This is a genomic window from Prevotella sp. PTAC, assembly GCF_013166535.1.
GTDB lineage: Bacteria > Bacteroidota > Bacteroidia > Bacteroidales > Bacteroidaceae > Prevotella.
Genome location: NZ_JABKKK010000001.1, coordinates 82823 through 101100, shown reverse-complemented (window position 1 = coordinate 101100; position 18278 = coordinate 82823). Strand labels below are relative to the sequence as shown.

Below are 18278 nucleotides of genomic sequence, written 5' to 3'. Positions count from 1 at the left end.
TTTGCGAGCACGGTTTGAACAGGCATATTATTAATGAACGGACATAGATAAAATGAAATACAAGATAAATATTACCGAGCGTATATTGCGTTTTAAACAGCCGGCCGGAACATCGCGTGGAGTGTATGACACACGTAAATCGTGGTTTCTGGAACTGACTTCCTGTGATGCGGCAGATGGCGGAATAGGGGTAGGCGAGTGTGCCCCGCTGCCCGGTTTGAGCTGTGATGATATTCCAGAATACGCCAAGACACTGCGTGCCCTGTGTGATAAGTTCGAGCAGGAGGGTGTGATAGACTATGATCTCATGCGTCCGTATCCTTCCATGCTTTTCGGCCTTGAAACGGCTTTGGCACATTTCAATGCCGGAAGTACAAGGCTCTTTGACACTGCTTTCAGTCGTGGCGAGACGGGAATACCCATTAACGGACTTGTGTGGATGGGATCTTACGATGAGATGCTTGCCGGAATGGAAGAAAAGATAGACCAAGGGTTCCGCTGCGTGAAGTTGAAAATCGGTGCCATTGATTTTGAGCATGAACTTAGTCTGTTGCGCAGGATACGTGAACGGTTCTCTTCTCGTGAGATGACGATACGTCTTGATGCCAACGGTGCGTTTACTTTTGATGAGGCATTATATAAGCTCGAACTTCTGTCGCAGTATGCTGTACATTCCATTGAGCAGCCAATTGCCGCCAGGCAGTGGGGCAATATGGCCGAGCTTTGCCGGGAATCGCCTCTTCCCATTGCTCTCGATGAAGATCTGATAGGTGTGAACTTGCCTGAAATGAAAGCTCAGTTACTCAATATTGTCAAGCCGGCGTACATCGTTTTGAAACCATCTCTGCATGGGGGTATGCGAGGTGTGGAAGAGTGGGTGGGTGCCGCCAAGGCTCATGATACAGGCAGTTGGATAACGAGCGCACTCGAAAGCAATGTAGGTCTCAATGCCATTGCACAGCTTACTGCCGGTATTTATGGTGACAGGATAAGTGTTCCTCAAGGGCTTGGCACGGGACTACTGTTTGAGAACAACATAGACAGACCGATAGAGATACGTAAAGACGAGCTGTGGTACTGTCCGAATTCCTGAAAGAGTGGCTCAATGACTCGCCGACAGTTACCGTGAAGACGAGCGGTTCAACGGGTGTACCGAAGCTGATTGCGGTTGAGAAAAGCCGGATGGCCGCCTCGGCGCGTATCACCTGCGGTTTTCTCGGTCTTCGACAGGGAGACAGCGCTCTGCTCTGTATGCCTCTCGATTATATCGCCGGCAAGATGATGGTGGTGCGAAGTGAGGTTTGTGGCTTGCGGTTGATTTCCGTGGAGCCTTCCGGGCATCCTTTGCGAGGACTGGATGAAATACCCGATTTCGCTGCCATGACACCTATGCAGGTATATAACTCACTCCGTGAGCCTGCCGAATGTGCCGCGTTGATGCGTATCCGGCACCTGATAATAGGCGGAGGAGCCATAGATGACGATATGGCCGAACGGTTGCGGTCGTTTCCAAATGCTGTTTGGAGCACGTACGGAATGACCGAAACCCTTTCACACATAGCTCTGCGACGGCTTAGCGGAAAGGGTTCCGATAATATGTATACGCCTTTTGATACTGTGGGTGTATCCTTGAATGCCGATGGTTGTCTTGTTGTCGACGCGCCGTCGGTGTGCGACAGTCCGCTGGTCACACGCGATATAGCCGAGATAGCCCCCGACGGACGGCGTTTCCGCATACGGGGCAGGCTCGACAACGTGATTAACAGCGGCGGGATAAAGATACAGGCAGAAGAGGTGGAGAGACTGTTGAGACCGTATATAGCGTCTCCGTTTATGATAACGAAGCGTAGGGACGAGAAGTTTGGAGAAGCCGTAATGCTTGTGATACAAGACAGTGACACTGCCGAAGCGGAGCGGATATGCGGTCGGGTGTTGCCTAAGTACTGGCAACCGAGATATTACGAGACGGTGAAAGCCCTGCCGATGACAGAGACGGGGAAGGTGAAACGTCTGTTATAGTCAGGTGGGTTCAAGTATGTAATATAAAAATGAGATATTGATAATAATGTAAAACAACATGGAGTGCTTGTCCAACCTCCGTAAAAAAACAAGAAAATGAACAATAAAAAAACTCAGGTCAGTGTGCTGTTCATGCTTTTCGGCATACTGTTTTGCGTTTGCCTTATTACGGCAAACGTGCTCGAAACAAAGCAGATGATGTTCGGGCCGGTAAATATTACCGGCGGTCTGTTGGTTTTTCCGGTGTCTTATGTCATTAACGATTGTGTGTGCGAAGTGTGGGGATATGCCCGTGCCCGTCTGCTTATATGGACCGGTTTTGCCATGAATTTCCTTTTCGTGATGTTCGGAGCTATCGCCGATGCCATTCCCGGCGCTCCGTATTGGAGCGGCGACGCAGGTTTTCACGCTGTTTTCGGTCTCGCTCCCCGCATAGCGGCGGCCTCTTTTCTTGCTTTCCTCGTAGGGTCTTTCATCAATGCGTATGTCATGAGCCGAATGAAAGTGCGCTCGGCGGGCCGCAATTTCTCTGCCCGCGCGATTGTCAGCACCGTGTTCGGTGAGACGGCCGATTCCATTATATTCTTTCCTCTCGCTCTTCTTGGGGTCGTCCCGTTGTCCCAGATGCCATCGCTGATTATCTCGCAGGTGGTTCTGAAAACGCTGTACGAGATAATCGTACTGCCAGTCACCATCCGTGTGGTGCGTTTGACGAAACGGCATGAGGGAGAGGATGTGTATGATCGTGATACCGATTACAGGATATTTAAGTTCTGAGGATAAGTGAAAATTAAATGACCGATAAGTAAAGAAGACAAGGCATGTGAACATGCAAGGAAGCGGCAAGGTGCGTTTTTAGTTTCCGGCATGTACACATCTAAAGCTCCTTTTACTTATTTAAATCCATAAATAAAATAAGAAATGAACGAACAAAGAAAAGATGAGGGCTTGCAGGCCTTGGGTTCAAACACCGAATATTCTATGGACTATGCTCCGGAAGTGCTTGAAACCTTTGCCAACAAACATCCCGAGAATGATTACTGGGTGCAGTTCAACTGTCCGGAGTTCACGTCGCTGTGCCCGATTACAGGCCAGCCGGATTTCGCCGAGATTAAAATAATGTACATACCGGATGAGCGTATGGTGGAAAGCAAGAGCCTCAAACTGTACCTTTTCAGTTTCCGCAACCACGGAGACTTCCATGAAGACTGTGTAAACAAGATAATGAAAGACCTTGTGCGGCTGATGAGGCCAAAGTACATAGAGGTTGTAGGGCTGTTCACTCCGCGTGGGGGTATCAGCATCTATCCGTATGCAAACTACGGTAGACCCGGCACTAAATATGAACAAATGGCCGAACGCCGGCTTATGGACTATGGCGGCACATCGCAGTTATTGAACAGATAACGGTTTCTTGGATGGATACGGGCCGGTGTTTGCCAATGACGGGTGTGTACACCCATACAAAGACCGGCCTTTCATGCCTGTCGGTATGAAGAAATGATGCCGGTGCCAGTGTGGAAATTGTGACGCGGCGAATATGGGCGTAAATAGACAGGGTGTTCGGCCGATACATGACTAACAGCCATATTCGCCGAACATCCTTGCCCATTCCATGAAACGGGCCACGCTCTCTGTCCCGAACTTTTCGAGACTGCGTGCCGTCTGTTCCACCGTGCGCTCACGATCGGGATGAGACTTCGAGAAAAACTTGTCAGCATAGCACACAAGTATCTCCTCGGGTGTCTCGGGCGTGAAGTCTTGCGGCGGGAGTGGCAGTGCTCTCTCTTCGATGGCCTTGCTGGTAATTCCGGTGCCGGTGTGCCGTTCGCATACCCTCGCATGGCGTGGCAGGCCGTCTGCCCGCAGCAGTTCGGCACCGTTGATGCCGTGTCTTATATACGGGTCTTTACCGTTACAGTGTATTCCAGGAGCGTCTGTCGTGAATATCCCGATGTCGTGCAGCATTGCGGCCTCTTCCACGAAAGCCCTGTCGAGGGCTATCTGCGGGTTGCGGTCGGCTATGAGCAAGGCACGGTGTGCCACATCGTGGCTGTGGCGTATTAGCAGGCGTTTCAGCTCGTTGTCCTCCAGATAGTATTTGTCTATTATTTTTTGATAATCCATAGCGTGTTTGAATGATTTTTAATGTGCCGGATCTCACTTTTTCCCGACAGTGTTATTTCGGTGCAAAAATACTGAAAATCTCTGGAAAAGCCGAATAAAAAGGGACAAATGTCTTCGTTACGCCTGTCAATAAGGCGTTTGCGAAGCCAAATGAGGACAGGCGAGAAACCGGGGTAATGCAAAGGAAAGAGGATTTATGAAGCAGAACGGTCTCCAAATCGTTACCCGCCGGATGGTGATTTTTAACACACCGTGTTGTATCTGGCAGCTTGTGGCATAGGTTGGCATATCAAGGTCTAACTCGTTGAGTAATAACTTTGCAAACAAAAAACGAGTATGGCAAGAAGCACATTCAAGGTGCTGTTCTACGTGAACGGCAGCAAGGAGAAAAACGGTATTGTCCCCATTATGGGACGGGTTACAATCAACGGAACTGTGGCGCAGTTCAGTTGCAAGCAGAGCATCCCGAAATCGCTTTGGGACGTGAAAGGCAACAAGGCGAAAGGCAAGAGCCGCGAGGCACGGGACATCAATCTTGCGTTGGACAACATCAAGGCGCAAATCATCAAACATTACCAGCGCATATCAGACCGTGAGGCATTCGTCACGGCTGAAATGGTACGCAACGCCTATCAGGGAATCGGTAGTGAGTATGAAACCCTGCTCAAGGCTTTTGACCGTGAGAACGAGGTGTTCAAGAAGCGTGTGGGAAAAGATCGTACAATGGCTACCTACCGCTCACGTGTAGTGGCAAGGAACTATGTTGCGGCTTTCATCAAGTCATTTTATAAACGTACCGACATGGCTATGCCGGAACTTACTCCCGATTTCATAAAGGAGTTTGCCGCATATCTTTCAACGGAAGCCGGACTGCATAACGGAACGATATGGGAGAAATGTATGTGGCTGAAAGGCGTGGTGATGCGTGCGCACTTCAACGGACTGATACCACGCAACCCTTTCGCACAGTTCCACATCAGTCCCAATGTAAAGGAACGGGAATATCTGACGGAAGATGAACTGAAAGCGGTCATGACACATGAGTTTGCAGACAGCAAGCTCGCATATATTCGTGACATCTTCGTCTTTGCAAGTTTCACCGCCTTGTCTTTCGTGGACATTCAGGAACTGACGAATGACAACATAGTGGAGGTGAATGGCGAGAAGTGGATATTGTCCAAACGCCACAAGACAAAAGTCCCCTTTCAAGTGAAGCTGCTGGATATACCCTTGCAGATAATAGAACGCTACCGACCGATGCAGAAAGACAACCGCATATTCCCCGGCTTGAACTACTGGTCTGTCTGTAAACCTCTGAAACGGATGATAAAGGAATGTGGTATAACCAAGTCAATTTCATTTCATTGCAGTCGTCATTGGAAAAGGCGCGTGAGTTTGCCCCCTTCGGGCACGCGGGATTTGACCCCTCGGGCATAATAAGATTGACCCCTTAAAAGTCCTGGCGGCGGGGGTCAATTTTATTTTACCTCAGTTGTTGTTTCAGGCCTTTTTAGCCTTGAGTTTGTGCATGCTTTCGCCTGTAAGCTCGATTGAGTGCGTTGAGTGGACTATCCGGTCGAGGATTGCGTCGGCCACCGTCGGGTCTCCCACCATGTCGTACCAGCTGGATGGCGGATACTGTGAGGTGATTATGATGGATTTGCGCTCGTGACGGTCCTCGATGATGTCGAGCAGGATCGGTCGCTCCTTGGCGTCGAGCTGGACAAGGAACAGGTCGTCGAGTATAAGAAGCTGGCATCGTTCGATTTTCTTTAGCTCGGCCTCAAGACTGTTCTTGACCTTGGCCACTTTGAGCAGCCCGAGAAGCTTGGCTGCGTTGGCGTAGAGTGTGCGTATGCCTCTTTTGCAGGCCTCGTGTCCCAGGGCGCAGGCAAGGAAGCTTTTGCCTGTGCCGGCTGACCCGGTTATGAAGAGATTCTGTCCGTTGCGGATGAAGTCAAGGGTAGCCAGCCGTTCCATCTGGTTGCGGTCAAGACTGCGGCTGACCGTATAGTCAATTTCCTCGAGGTATGCCTTGTAACGGAACGATGCGTTTTTTGTCAGTCTTGTCACCGCTGCCTGAACGCGGTAGTCCCACTCTCGGCTGAGCAGCATGGACAGGAATGAGTCCGGGGTCATGGCCTGTGCCGTAGTTCCGGCCGGACTCTCGCGGAAGGCCTCGGCCATTCCGTGCATTTTCATGCGGTTCATCAGATCCAGCGATATGGCGTTCTGGTCCGGCTGCTGTCTCACCGGCGCTGTCTTGTCATTTGTTTTCATTGGAGTTGTCGTTTTTTACGTTTTCTTTGTGGTTGACGCTGTAGTATTCGCGCCCCCGGATGTTTTTGTGCACAGGCGCGGGGGATGATGATGCCGGGGTATGGACTGTTCCATCCTCGTCGGGAAGGAAGTCGGCGTCATCGCCCTGTTCAAGGACCTCACGCAGCGCCTGATATCCGTATTCAGATTTCTGCGAGGCGCATACACATGCCGCTATGAGCCGGTCTGTTCCATATTTCTTCTCGAGCGACAGTATCCCCCGACAGCTGCTGAAGGATTTTGGCGGGTACTGCATCCGTCTGTCTACTTCTCGCAGGTAATCCAGAACGATATTGTCTATCTCCGCCGCACGTTGGAAGAGTTCCTCGAGGTCCTTGTCGTAAGGGCCGTAATGACCGGGCAGGTTGTGCTCCTTCTTCCACGAGTATGTGTAAGGGATGTCGCATCTGTCGTGCGTCGCCACGAGGTTCAGACCGCAATATATCTCCACTGTGTCGGCATCGTAGAGGATGACCACACGCTTGCCCACATGTTCGCGGGGAACGCTGTAGTGGTGCTTGAACAGGGATACGTAGCAGTTCTTGCCGACTGTCATCAGTTTGCGTTCCTTCATGACAAACAGTTTCTCGGGCAGGGGGCGGAGAAAGTCCTTCTCCCCGCGAAGGAAGATGTCACGGCGCGACAGTTCACGGCCGGCCATCGGCTTCTCGTTGAAGTCTAGCAGCGATATGTGTATCGCCGTGTTCAACTCATCCAGAGAGGTGAAAACCATTCCCTCAATATCAAGATAGACTGAACGGTACAGGAGCTTAACCGCGTTCTCGACAAGTGCCTTGTCCTTTGGATGGCGTACACGCGCCGGGTATACGGCACATCCATAATGTTCGGCAAAGGCGGCAAACTCCTCGTTGATTACCGGTTCGTTACGGTCGCTGGTCTTCACCGCCGCCTTGAGATTGTCGGGAACGATGGCCGCCACAACACCCTCGAAGTACTGAAAGGCGTTCTGACAGGCCTTGATCAGGTCTTCCTTGCGCTGGGACCATACAGCCTCGCAGTAAGTATAATGACTGAACGGAAGTATGGCCACGAACACTTCGGCCTTCTTGACCTCGCCCGTCATCTCGTCGACAACCGCGAGTCTGTCGCCCGCGAAGTTGATGTACATCTGGTCGGCGGCATAGTGCTCGACATGACCGACGACAGTGGTGTGGAACCGGTATTGCCTGACGGCGCGTTTGAACACAGATTCCTGAAAGCCATCGGTATGACCTTCCCGATACTCATTGAAGAGCTTGCGCACGGTCGTTCCCTTGCGTGAAAGACGGGCGACATAATCCGGTATCAGCGCATCAAGTTCGAGCTGACGCTGCGAAGGCTCGCGATGACGGAACTCCGTGCATCCGAACATGTCACGGAGCTGCTCCTCCGTAAGTTCAAGCAGCTGATCTGTAGGCTTGCCGCTTGAAATGAACAGCCGGACATACTTGCGCACTGTGTTGCGGGAAATGTGAAACGTATTGGCCGTCTCTTTTATTCCCATTCCGACTGCGTAACATCTCTGGATGTTTTTTAATTTTGCAATCATATTTTGTAGTATTTGACATTGAACCCCGCCGTGCCAGGACAAGGATTCTCAAAACTACAAAAAAATTCCCCTGCCGTATCATCGACAGGGGGCATTTTTATTTTGCCCGAAGGGGTCAGTTCCGCGTGCCCGAAGGGGTCAAACTCACGCGCCTTTTCCAAACGCCACTGATGCAGAAGCTAATCAGGAGATGGCGGATATACTTCGTAGGAAGAAGAAATGTAAACGGGGAATGAGGTTGTAGCTGCTTCAGATATACAACCAGGGAAATATAAAAGGTTTACTCTATGGACATTATTGATCGAAGAGGGTGAACAAGATATGTTAGATAATGACTCTTGCACACCATTTGCAGCAATAGATTGGTACCCATTTATCGCAAATGATTTATTATGTTATCATCTATAACAATCAATTACCCCCCCCAAAAAAAAGTAGAATCATGAAACTTGAAGCGAGTAATGGCGACCACTTGATGCGGTCGCCATTACTGTTTAATTACTTTAAGCTGTTTCTGTTTTTTGTGGAGCATTGTTAACTTGTTGCTGATTCATCATTATCATACTTTGCACAACATTTGCCAAATTATGCTGCGCTTGAATATTTGTGAAAGACTCATAGTCGTAGAATAAATAATTATCCCAAAGGCCAATCTCGATTTCTCTAATCAAATCCTTAATCTTATTCGAATCTGCCCGTCCATTTTGAGAAAAATAGTCTGTGTTTGCTAATTGTGTTCTCAGTACTAATATGGTTTGAAGTTCTCCTGGTGTAAAATGTTTATACCAATCTACAGGATTCACAATTGTATTAGGCTTTTCTTTCTCCACCCAACTTTTTGCATGAACTTCTTCAACATATTTCTTGCCCACATTTCTAACAGCATTAAGTCTAAGATTTGTAGTGAAATATGATTCTATATCAGTAAAGAATAGTGTATCGCAATTACCTTTATCTATTTGTACGATCATTGCTACAATTTCATCCTTATCTATTGTAATATTTTGAAATCTTATACTTTTGATATCAAAAGTGTCTCTAGTTGGAGCCTCAAACGGAACTCCAAGTTTGTGCAATGCTACAACAACCGCTCTCTTTTCAGAGACATTAAGTCTTGTATTAAATTCATTAGCTGAATCAGCATAACTCTTCTTATGCTGAGCATATTCTTTGAAAATATCTAATGCTTTAACGGCCATTGAACGCACATTCTTGATCTTCTTTTCTTGCTTCCAATGTAAAAAATAAGAGCCTCCATAAGTGCCGATTAAAGCACCTATAGCTCCACTGATGAGTGGTAACAACCAACTCCATATATCATATGTTTCCTGTATAGCACCAACTGTTTCCATAATCACAAATATTTATCAAGTATAGCTTGTTTCTCACTCGCTGCATTTTCTGTCAAAGTGCGAGCTTTAGCAATCTCTAATTCTAACACTTCTATCTGGGCTACAATGCGTTTCTGTTCATCGATACAAGGCATCGGAATTTTATATTTCATTATATCTTCCTTATTGCCTCGTGGCATCTTGATACCCTTTTTACCTTCCATTACATATTCAAAGAATACATCTCTACGAAGCATATAGAAAATGTACTTTGGAAGATATTTATTTGTATCGGCTGACCTTAATACAAGAACATCTTTCGAACACCCACCGTCTTTATCCGCAAACCAAATTTTCTTTAGATATGGGCGAATATTAGAAATCAGTATATCATCTTTCTTATACTCCGTAATTGATGAAATATTCGCCTCTCCTTCAAATGACACAATTCCTAATTTGTTCTGAAGCATATTGTCGGTTGTGATATATGTTTCAGACTCTATTTCAAAGTACTTAATAGATTTAGTCGCAAAAGGGGCAATAGTTTTTAGACTATCATCCTCATATTGGATAGAAGATAAGAAATTTTCTATCTCATTTTCTTTCTGTTTTATCTGTTGTGTTAATAGTGCTTTGGCATTAACTACTTGTTCTATTTCTGTTACAATTTGTTGCTGTATATCAGTAGGAGGGTTCGGAATATATAATGCTTGCAAATACTTATTATGCCGTTCATATTTTGTCTTATCTAAAAATCTGTTTACAATATATTCAATAGCATAAAAGTAGTATTTAGGATTATATTCCTTCTTGGGTTTCAATAAAACCGTACCATCTGCACCTCTAAAAAAAGGCTGGTCGATGAACTTTACAGCACAAGAGTGGTCTCCAAATAAAACCATAGGCACATCAGTTATAGGATTGGTGTTATTTGAAAATCCAGCAGAATCATTCTGAATATCTTGAGTATAAACAGGATATTTACCAGCAATCAAAATTTCAGATTCTGGAATTTTGGTCATTGAACCATTGATTTTATCAATAGAGTTCGGAATGCGCACATGTTCCCATTTATCGCTGAATTTTACTTTTTTTTTTGCCGTAGTTGAAAGGAACTTTTCAAAAGTATCTCTCTCAAAAGATAGCATATCTACTAAAGACATACGACTAATATGTGATTGCATATTCTCTGCAATCGGTGAAACACAGTCGCCCTTGAAAGCTCGATATACATAAGTACTTGCCTTATCAGGATTATCCCAGCTACTGATATCGAAGAGCTGTGTACACTCATCAATGTTTTTGCCTTTTTGAATTGCATGAATACCCTCATTACCTCTACGGTTTGAGAACTCGTAGCCTAAAAAACGTTTTTCTACATCTTTCTCTCCGCTCCTAACAATAACAACCTTTTGAGGATAAGCCAAAATAAAATACAAAAGTTTTTCAGCTTCTATACTTAATACTGTTTCATGTAACTTTGCATCACTTTTGGCAGAGATTTTCTTTTTATACTCTGCATATATTTCGTGTGCCTTTACTTTATCATTTGGTGATTTCTGTAACAATGTAACATAATCTGTATAATCAAGTCCCTCCCAAACATGAGATACATATTTTGAGACAGGAGTTTCTATGCCATTAATAGTTACATCATTCAATGTACGGAAGAATGTATCAACAGCATTCTTTGTGTTGGCCGCAAAATAATTATCTCTACGACGAAGGAATAGAACAACAGTATTTGTGTTGGTAGCCATAAAGGTATTGCTACCCAATTCTGCTATTGCGACAATATCAAAGTATTGCAATATAATCTCACGAGCCTTCGTATAGATGCCAGAGTTGTTCAATATTGAACTTGGGAGAATAACTCCTGCTATACCGCCATCTTTAAGTAACTGCTTCGTACGCTCTACAAACAGGCACTCTATTTCAGAACTGTTGTCTGTTAGAGAATTATACAATTCAAAATCTTGCTCTGTATAGTAATCACGAGTAGTCTGTCGAAATGAAGATACAGAGTATGGAGGGTTACTCAAAACAATGTCAAACTGTTGGTTATCCTTTTGTTCATCATTTGCTTGCTTACGTAGTTTACCTTTATACTCTTTGTTGTTGCAGAAATTGGCAAGTCCATCACTTAGGATAACATTTGCCAAACCGTCACCGTGCAAATAACAACCCACCTTACCAACTTTCACAAGTCGATAATCCTTTTCTATGCCATATACATAATCTGTAGCCCAATCGAAATGGCAATTCTGCCAATTAATAAGATGTTTTCTTGTTTCTTCGATATATTTGGAAGTATCACACCCGTTTATGATGTCTTGTATTTCGTGCATAAACTCTGTGATAAAATGTCCGCTACCAGCAGCATAGTCAATCATATATGGCAAAATTTCACCATCCTTACGAGATAGCTTTTCTGTCATAATAGAATCTAGAGGAAGACTCTTTATGATAAATTGTGCGATAGGTACAGGTGTGAAATACTGTCCAGCCTCTTGTTTGAGACCAGTAGTAAGTAGTAGTTCGAAGAAGTCAGACAAATATTGCTGTCTCTTGTTGTATCGGATTCTATATCCCTGAATCAACTCTACAACCTCTTTTACAACCTTTGCATTTTCTTCAAATGAAGAATTGTCATACACCTCCTTGATTGCAAACTCATTATTCTTTTCAAGACGGAGTTTGTTTACCTCTCTTAAAAGATACCGTTTAGTATCTTCATTCAGGTTAGCACAACGCTTATCAAAGTCCTCATTGTTGAAATCGCTAACAGTCCTGTTTAAAAATTTTTTCATTCCTTTGCTATAAAGGTCTGTCAAGCGAAGTTGGAAATCAACGTGATTGTCTCGTCCTTCAAGCCATTGGAACTTTAATTCTTCACCCTTACCTGTAGTTGTTTCATCATAAACCTTACACAAGAAGAGCGTAAATATCTTATTGAAAGCATTTCCCTTATCAGATACCACATTGTGGCGCAGTATTTCAAGGAAACGGTTGAAGATAAAGCTTGAATCTTCTGCTTTAATCTCCTTTAATTGTTCCTTTGTTAAAGCCCTGCTTTGGAAATTATATGGTTGCACCCAAGAATCGAAGACACCGTTATCTTTGGTAAGCTTATTCCATTTTTCGTAAATATCCTTAACATCACCATTGCGATAATCATCTTCAATCTTGATAATCTCATTCACATATACAAACTTATTGCCTTTCAACTCTGATGCATATAACATTAGCACATCAGCCTTGCCTCCAGATAATTGGAAATACGTGAATAATTGTCCACCATCCTTACGGATTCTCACTAACTCCTTATTGTGCTCCTTGCCAAATGTCTTACATTCGATAAGCATATATGGTGTACCATCTTCGCGATTAACACAAATATCCAATCGTCCTGATGTACCATGTCCAGATGGCCAAGTCTTTTCTAAAATTATATTCTGAGGTTTATATCCTTTACAGAGTAATCTGTCAACACACTCAAGCACTACAAAATTTTCGGGCTGTGAGAAATTTTGTGTAGTCTTGCTTTCGGCAATAATATCACTGCCATAGTTAATGCTTTGTTTTTCAAAGTCAATTTCTATAGCATAATCAACATATATTTTATGATAAATGCCATTCGTTCCGTTTTGGGGGACAAATCCTAATGCTGTAATATGTTTCTTAATATCCATAGAATTCCTAATTTGTTTGCAAAGTTAAGAAATTAATTAGAGAACACCTCGTTTCTATTTGGATTTCTCAAAAAGAATAATATAGGAAAACTTTTGATGTGGTGAGCAAATAAGAAATCGTAAAGACATTACTTTATATTTTGTTGTACTTGAAATGTAAATGATGGCGAATTCTAAGGTTTAGTTTATCCTATTGGCTATACGGACTAAACTTGTTTTTTATGAGTCCGAAGACAAAGGAATCGCAAATCGAAGACTTATTTACGGATAAAAAATGTAAGCAACAAAACGCATTCGCAGATTTAGAAAAATATTACAGGTGTGTTTGATCCGTTTTCGATTTTTATTGCTACTTTTGCATCAAGACGAGTGACATTGATAGCAATTCACAGCAAAGCGCAGAAACAGACACGGTTGCCAATTCGTTACCCTCTTTTCAGTTCTTCTTTCAAACCTCTTAATACAAAGGAGGTTGCAAAAGACTTCCAAAATTACGAAAAAAATAAGAGAAAGATACCGGCAGGCTGAGCTTTTTTGTTTCGAAAGATTTCAGCCTGCCGGTGTTAATGTTTCTGTTTTGCAAAGTATGAAACACGTTGACTGATAATGTTATTTTGTTTGAATAATATTTACAAAAAGTCTTCCATAAATCGATTGTTTCAAAATTTAAATCAAGTGGCCGTAAATATCTCCGTATTTTTGGCTTTTGTGTAACTGTTTGAATATAAATATGATATGCGAAAAAGAAGTTTGCTTTCGCTTCAAACGATAACTTTCTGTGGAGGTTTGTCGGCCGTTTAGCGTCCCGTTGCTCTGCGTTTGGATACCCGTTGCGATCCAACGGGTATCCAAACGTCTTGCATTTACTTGCCAAACACGTTACAACGAGCGTCCCGTTGCAGGGAAAAAGCATTTTTTTATCATCATGCAATCATCCCGTCATCTTGTGTATCGCGGTATGTATCGTGTTCGTCGATGTAGAATGAGAAAAAGCAAAGTGCTTTTTTTATGATATAATTCTTACAAATAACAAACTGCCGGGATATGTTTGTTTCTATGCCATGACACCCGTTATTTGCTTTTTACAGGATAATTAGCTCTCACGTTGCATAATATATCATGTGTAAAGGTCGTTATATATCATGTATGTGGGTCTGCCGTGCCATTGCCGTTCGGTACGTGCGGAGTTGCGCCGGATGTTGTTGTTTGATGATGTTACAACGTGTTTTATGAAACCAAGATATCTACTTGTAAATATAATGTTTCCATGTGCCGCATGCTTGCAGGCGCAGACAGAGGTGGCGGTAGCAAAGTTTAAGGGAGACAGGCCGGCTGCTGTAAGCTATACGTTTGATGACGGACTGCTCGAACACTACACCGAACTGTATCCACGATTGAATGAATACGGTATTAAGGGGACGTTCTGTGTCAACGGAAAGATAACAGACCGTTACGAACAGTTGATTGCCGCCGGCGACACGTCGGATGTCCTCGTCAGGGAAAAGCCCCGCATGACGTGGAAAATGTTGCGTGAGATGAGCGATGCCGGGCATGAGATAACATCGCACGGGTGGGCGCATGTGAATGTGAACAGACTGGAAGGCGAGGCACTGCGCTATGAGGGGCAGCACAACGACACAGTGATATGGAAGCATACCGGCCGTTTTCCGAGAACATATTTCTATCCGGGCAACGCAAAAAGTCCGGAGAAAGTGAAGTATTGCGAGTTCGGGCGTGTCGGTTCGCGTGTTGAACAGGTGAGCATCGGTTCTAAACGGGACGAGGCCTGGCTTCGAAACTGGGTCGCACTGCTGATCAGAGACCGCAAGTGGGGCGTGGGAATGACGCATGGTATAAGTTATGGCTATGACCATTTCAGCGATCCGCGGATATTGTGGAACCACCTGGCGTATGTGGGCTCACTGCGGGACAGCGTTTGGGTAGGTACGTTTCACGATGTTTCAGCATACGTAAAAGAGCGTGACGCCGTCAGGCTGAAAGTGAGGGAGAGGGGTGATGAGATCACTGTTCGGCCGTCGCTTCCGTTAGACCGTGAGATATTCAGCGAGCCTTTGACGATGATAGTCGGCAGGGTTGTGGTATCGGCCCGGCAGGATGGCCGGAATCTCGATGTTATTGTTAGGGGTGACAGCAGTTTGATAGACTTCAACCCCGGTGGCGGGCCGGTTTGCATCAAGGTGTCCGGATCCGCCAATAAGTGAAAGCTTCGGCATCGTATTAAATTGAGCGGACCTAACGTTAAATATTTGAAAGCCGAGCGTTTTTAACTATTTTATACGTACTTTTGCACCCGTGAGAAAAAAGACGTTGACTTTTTTGATGTTTTTCGCTTTCATATTTGTGATGGCGGAGGCACCTTTAGTGCTTTTCAATGACGAGGTGAAGAGCACGGCCGTGTCTGATTCCATGATTGTGGAAGCCGGAAAAGCCGTGAAAGACAGCGTGATGGCAGTGGCGGCCGTTGACAGTACGGGCTTGGACACGCTGACGGCGGACACCGTTGTGACACCTTTGCATGACGGACCGGATACTACCACGATGGACTCGCTGCAACTTGCGATATATCATCACAATAGGGCTATAGACGATTCGCTGGCGCTTGACAGCGCTAACAGGGCGAGAAAGAACGGTATAGACTCTCCCGTGACGTACTCTGCGGAAGACTCTGTCGTATACGAGGCAGGTACAGGAATAGCCTACCTGTTCGGCGACTCTCACGTGCTTTATCAGGACATGGATTTAAAGAGCGACCGGATATACATGAACATGGACAGCAGCTTGGTGCATGCCACGGGAGCTAAAGACTCTACGGGAGCGGTGTTCGGTACCCCGGTGTTCTCGATGGGCAGTGACAAGTATGAGAGCGATACCATGGCTTTCAACTTCAAGACAAAGAAAGGATTGATAAGCGATGTGTATACTCAGCAGGAAGACGGATATCTGACAAGTGAGCTGTCGAAGCGTAACTCTGACGGCGAACTGTTCTTGCAGCATGGCCGGTATACCACATGCGACAAGCCGCATCCGGATTTTTACATAGCCATGTCGAGAGCAAAGGTGCGGCCGGGCAAGGATGCCACTTTCGGGCCTGCATATCTTGTTGTGGCCGATGTGCCGTTGCCCCTCGCCATACCTTATGGATTCTTCCCGTTTACCAAGAGTTATTCGAGCGGACTTATCATGCCGACTTACGGTGATGAGACCGAGCGTGGTTTTTATCTGCGCGACGGCGGTTATTACTTTGCCATCAACGACATGGTGGATTTAAAACTGATAGGTGAGATATACACCAAGGGCTCGTGGGGATTGTCGGCAGCGTCTAATTACAGGAAACGTTACAGGTATAGCGGAAGTTTCTTTGCCAGCTATCAGAACACGATAAACGGTGAGAAGAACATGCCCGACTATTCCAAGCAGACGAGTTTCAAGATACAGTGGAGCCACCGTCAGGACACGAAAGCCAATCCGTTCCGCACGCTTTCGGCAAGCGTGAACTTCGCCACGAGCAGTTATGAGCGCAACAACCTCACGAGCATGTACAACCCTCAGAGTTACACTCAGAGCACACGAACGTCATCCGTGAGCATGACCAACACTTTTTCGAGTATCGGCATGACGCTCAGTACGACGATGAACCTCAACCAGAACATGATAGACTCCACCATTGCGCTGACTCTTCCAGATGTAAACATATCCATAAGCCGTTTCTATCCATTTAAAAGGAAGAAGATGGCGGGCAAGCAGCGGTGGTATGAGAAGATTTCGTTGAGCTATACCGGACATCTGAGCAACTCGATAACAACGAAAGAAGACAAGCTGCTACACTCGAAACTGACACGCGACTGGCGTAACGGAATGCAGCACAACATACCGATCAGTGGTAACTTCACGCTCTTCAACTATCTGAACATCAACCCGTCGATAAACTTCACCGACCGAATGTATACCAACAAGATAATGCGTTCGTGGGACGAGACGAGGCAACGGGAGGTGACCGACACCATAGACGGTTTCTACAATATCTACGATTGGCGCATGAGTGTGAGCGCATCGACAAAGCTCTATGGTATGTTTGTGCCGTGGAAAAAGTTGTTCGGTGACAAAGTAATAGCCATCCGTCACGTCTTCACGCCGCAAGTGAGTTTCAACTATTCTCCCGATTTCAGCACCAAACGTTACGGATATTACGACACATACCAGAAAACGGATTCCGAGGGAAATGTGTCCATAGTCGAATATTCGCCATATTCAAACGGACTCTATGGTGTTCCCGGCAGAGGAAAGACCGGAAGCATATCGATGGACATCTCCAACAACATAGAGATGAAGATAAGAAGCGACAAGGATTCCACCGGAGTGAAGAAGATCAGCATCATCGATGAGCTAGGAGCAAGCATGTCATATAATATGGCTACCGACATAAGACCGTGGAGCGATCTGAGTACCCGTCTGCGGCTTAAACTGACAAAGAGCTATACTTTCAATATGAATGCCGTCTTCGCCACATACGCTTATGAACTGGACGATAAGGGGCGGCCCCGCGTCAGCAACCGTACCACGAGGTATAGTCAGGGAAAGTTCGGACGGTTTCAGGGCATGTCTCAGAATATATCGTACACGTTGGATAATAAGAAGGTGGCAAACTTCTTCAAATGGTTGCGTGGTGAGCGTGTGGACAAGAATGATGCGGGCAGCGATTATGACACCGATGATGAGGATGACTATTTCGACCGTGAGACCAACGAGGACAAGACACTGCAAAAGGCTCGTAACGGCGCACGGAAGGAGAACGCCGGAAAGGCCGAGACAGACGAAGACGGATATATGGATTTCAGCATGCCCTGGTCGTTGAGTTTCGGTTACGGAATATCCATGCGCGAAGATACGGGCGGAAAGTTCGACTATGACAGGATGCGGTATCCCTATTCGTTCATGCAGACGCTCAACTTCAGCGGTAATGTGCGGATAAGTGACGGGTGGAACATCAGTTTCTCGTCGGGTTATGACTTTGAGAACAAGAAGATTTCGATGACAACGGCGTCACTGAACCGTGATTTACACTGTTTCAACATGTCGTGTTCGGTGGTGCTTGCGCCATATACGAGTTACAACTTCTCGTTCCGCTGCAATGCCGCCACGCTTACTGATGCCTTGAAATACGACAAACGCAGCAGTTACAGTAATTCCGTGCGGTGGTATTAAAGACTGTATCCGTATGCG

At 45.6% G+C, this 18278-nt stretch carries 12 protein-coding genes; 7 read left to right on the top strand and 5 right to left on the bottom strand.

Features of this window, described 5'->3' with window-relative positions:
* Window positions 1-52 precede the first annotated feature (52 nt).
* The 4 genes from menC to queF all read left to right on the top strand — a co-directional run bounded on the left by menC (window position 53) and on the right by queF (window position 3426).
* Window positions 53-1093: an o-succinylbenzoate synthase gene (gene menC / locus HPS53_RS00425; RefSeq protein ID WP_104368930.1), complete on the top strand. Its 1041-nt coding sequence runs from the start codon at window positions 53-55 to the stop codon at window positions 1091-1093.
* The gene (locus HPS53_RS00420; RefSeq protein WP_104368929.1) at window positions 1072-2019 is read left to right on the top strand and encodes an AMP-binding protein; all 948 of its coding nucleotides are present in this window, start codon (window positions 1072-1074) and stop codon (window positions 2017-2019) included. The genes menC and HPS53_RS00420 overlap by 22 nt, the downstream gene beginning before the upstream one ends.
* Before the next feature lie 96 nt (window positions 2020-2115).
* On the top strand, window positions 2116-2796 hold the full coding sequence (locus HPS53_RS00415) for a queuosine precursor transporter (protein ID WP_104368928.1): 681 nt from the start codon (window positions 2116-2118) through the stop codon (window positions 2794-2796).
* A 144-nt stretch (window positions 2797-2940) separates the two neighbouring features.
* Window positions 2941-3426, top strand: a complete 486-nt coding sequence (gene queF, locus HPS53_RS00410; RefSeq protein WP_172203784.1) for a preQ(1) synthase — start codon at window positions 2941-2943, stop codon at window positions 3424-3426.
* A 171-nt stretch (window positions 3427-3597) separates the two neighbouring features.
* Here the strand turns inward: queF and HPS53_RS00405 are convergent, their stop codons facing one another.
* Window positions 3598-4146 carry an HD domain-containing protein gene (locus tag HPS53_RS00405; protein ID WP_172203782.1) on the bottom strand — a complete coding sequence of 183 codons (549 nt, stop codon included), beginning with the start codon at window positions 4144-4146 and terminating at the stop codon, window positions 3598-3600.
* Between the two features lie 336 nt (window positions 4147-4482).
* Between HPS53_RS00405 and HPS53_RS00400 the strand changes: the two genes are divergently transcribed.
* Window positions 4483-5583 (top strand): site-specific integrase, encoded by a 1101-nt coding sequence (locus HPS53_RS00400; RefSeq protein WP_172203781.1) that lies wholly within the window; start codon window positions 4483-4485, stop codon window positions 5581-5583.
* 63 nt (window positions 5584-5646) lie between these two features.
* Here the strand turns inward: HPS53_RS00400 and istB are convergent, their stop codons facing one another.
* From istB to HPS53_RS00380, 4 genes are all read right to left on the bottom strand, one after another.
* Window positions 5647-6426, bottom strand: coding sequence for an IS21-like element helper ATPase IstB (gene istB, locus HPS53_RS00395; protein WP_172203779.1), 780 nt, complete (start codon window positions 6424-6426; stop codon window positions 5647-5649).
* Entirely contained in the window at window positions 6413-8014 is a 1602-nt protein-coding gene (gene istA, locus HPS53_RS00390; protein WP_172203777.1) for an IS21 family transposase, read from the bottom strand. The genes istB and istA overlap by 14 nt, the downstream gene beginning before the upstream one ends.
* A 503-nt stretch (window positions 8015-8517) precedes the next feature.
* Window positions 8518-9366: a hypothetical protein gene (locus HPS53_RS00385; protein ID WP_172203775.1), complete on the bottom strand. Its 849-nt coding sequence runs from the start codon at window positions 9364-9366 to the stop codon at window positions 8518-8520.
* A gap of 2 nt (window positions 9367-9368) precedes the next feature.
* A complete protein-coding gene (locus HPS53_RS00380) occupies window positions 9369-13037 on the bottom strand; it encodes an N-6 DNA methylase (RefSeq protein WP_172203773.1) in 3669 nt (1222 codons plus the stop codon).
* A 1229-nt stretch (window positions 13038-14266) separates the two neighbouring features.
* Between HPS53_RS00380 and HPS53_RS00375 the strand changes: the two genes are divergently transcribed.
* Window positions 14267-15259: a polysaccharide deacetylase family protein gene (locus HPS53_RS00375; RefSeq protein WP_172203771.1), complete on the top strand. Its 993-nt coding sequence runs from the start codon at window positions 14267-14269 to the stop codon at window positions 15257-15259.
* A gap of 118 nt (window positions 15260-15377) precedes the next feature.
* Window positions 15378-18260, top strand: a complete 2883-nt coding sequence (locus HPS53_RS00370) for a putative LPS assembly protein LptD (RefSeq protein WP_216651861.1) — start codon at window positions 15378-15380, stop codon at window positions 18258-18260.
* Window positions 18261-18278: the final 18 nt, after the last annotated feature.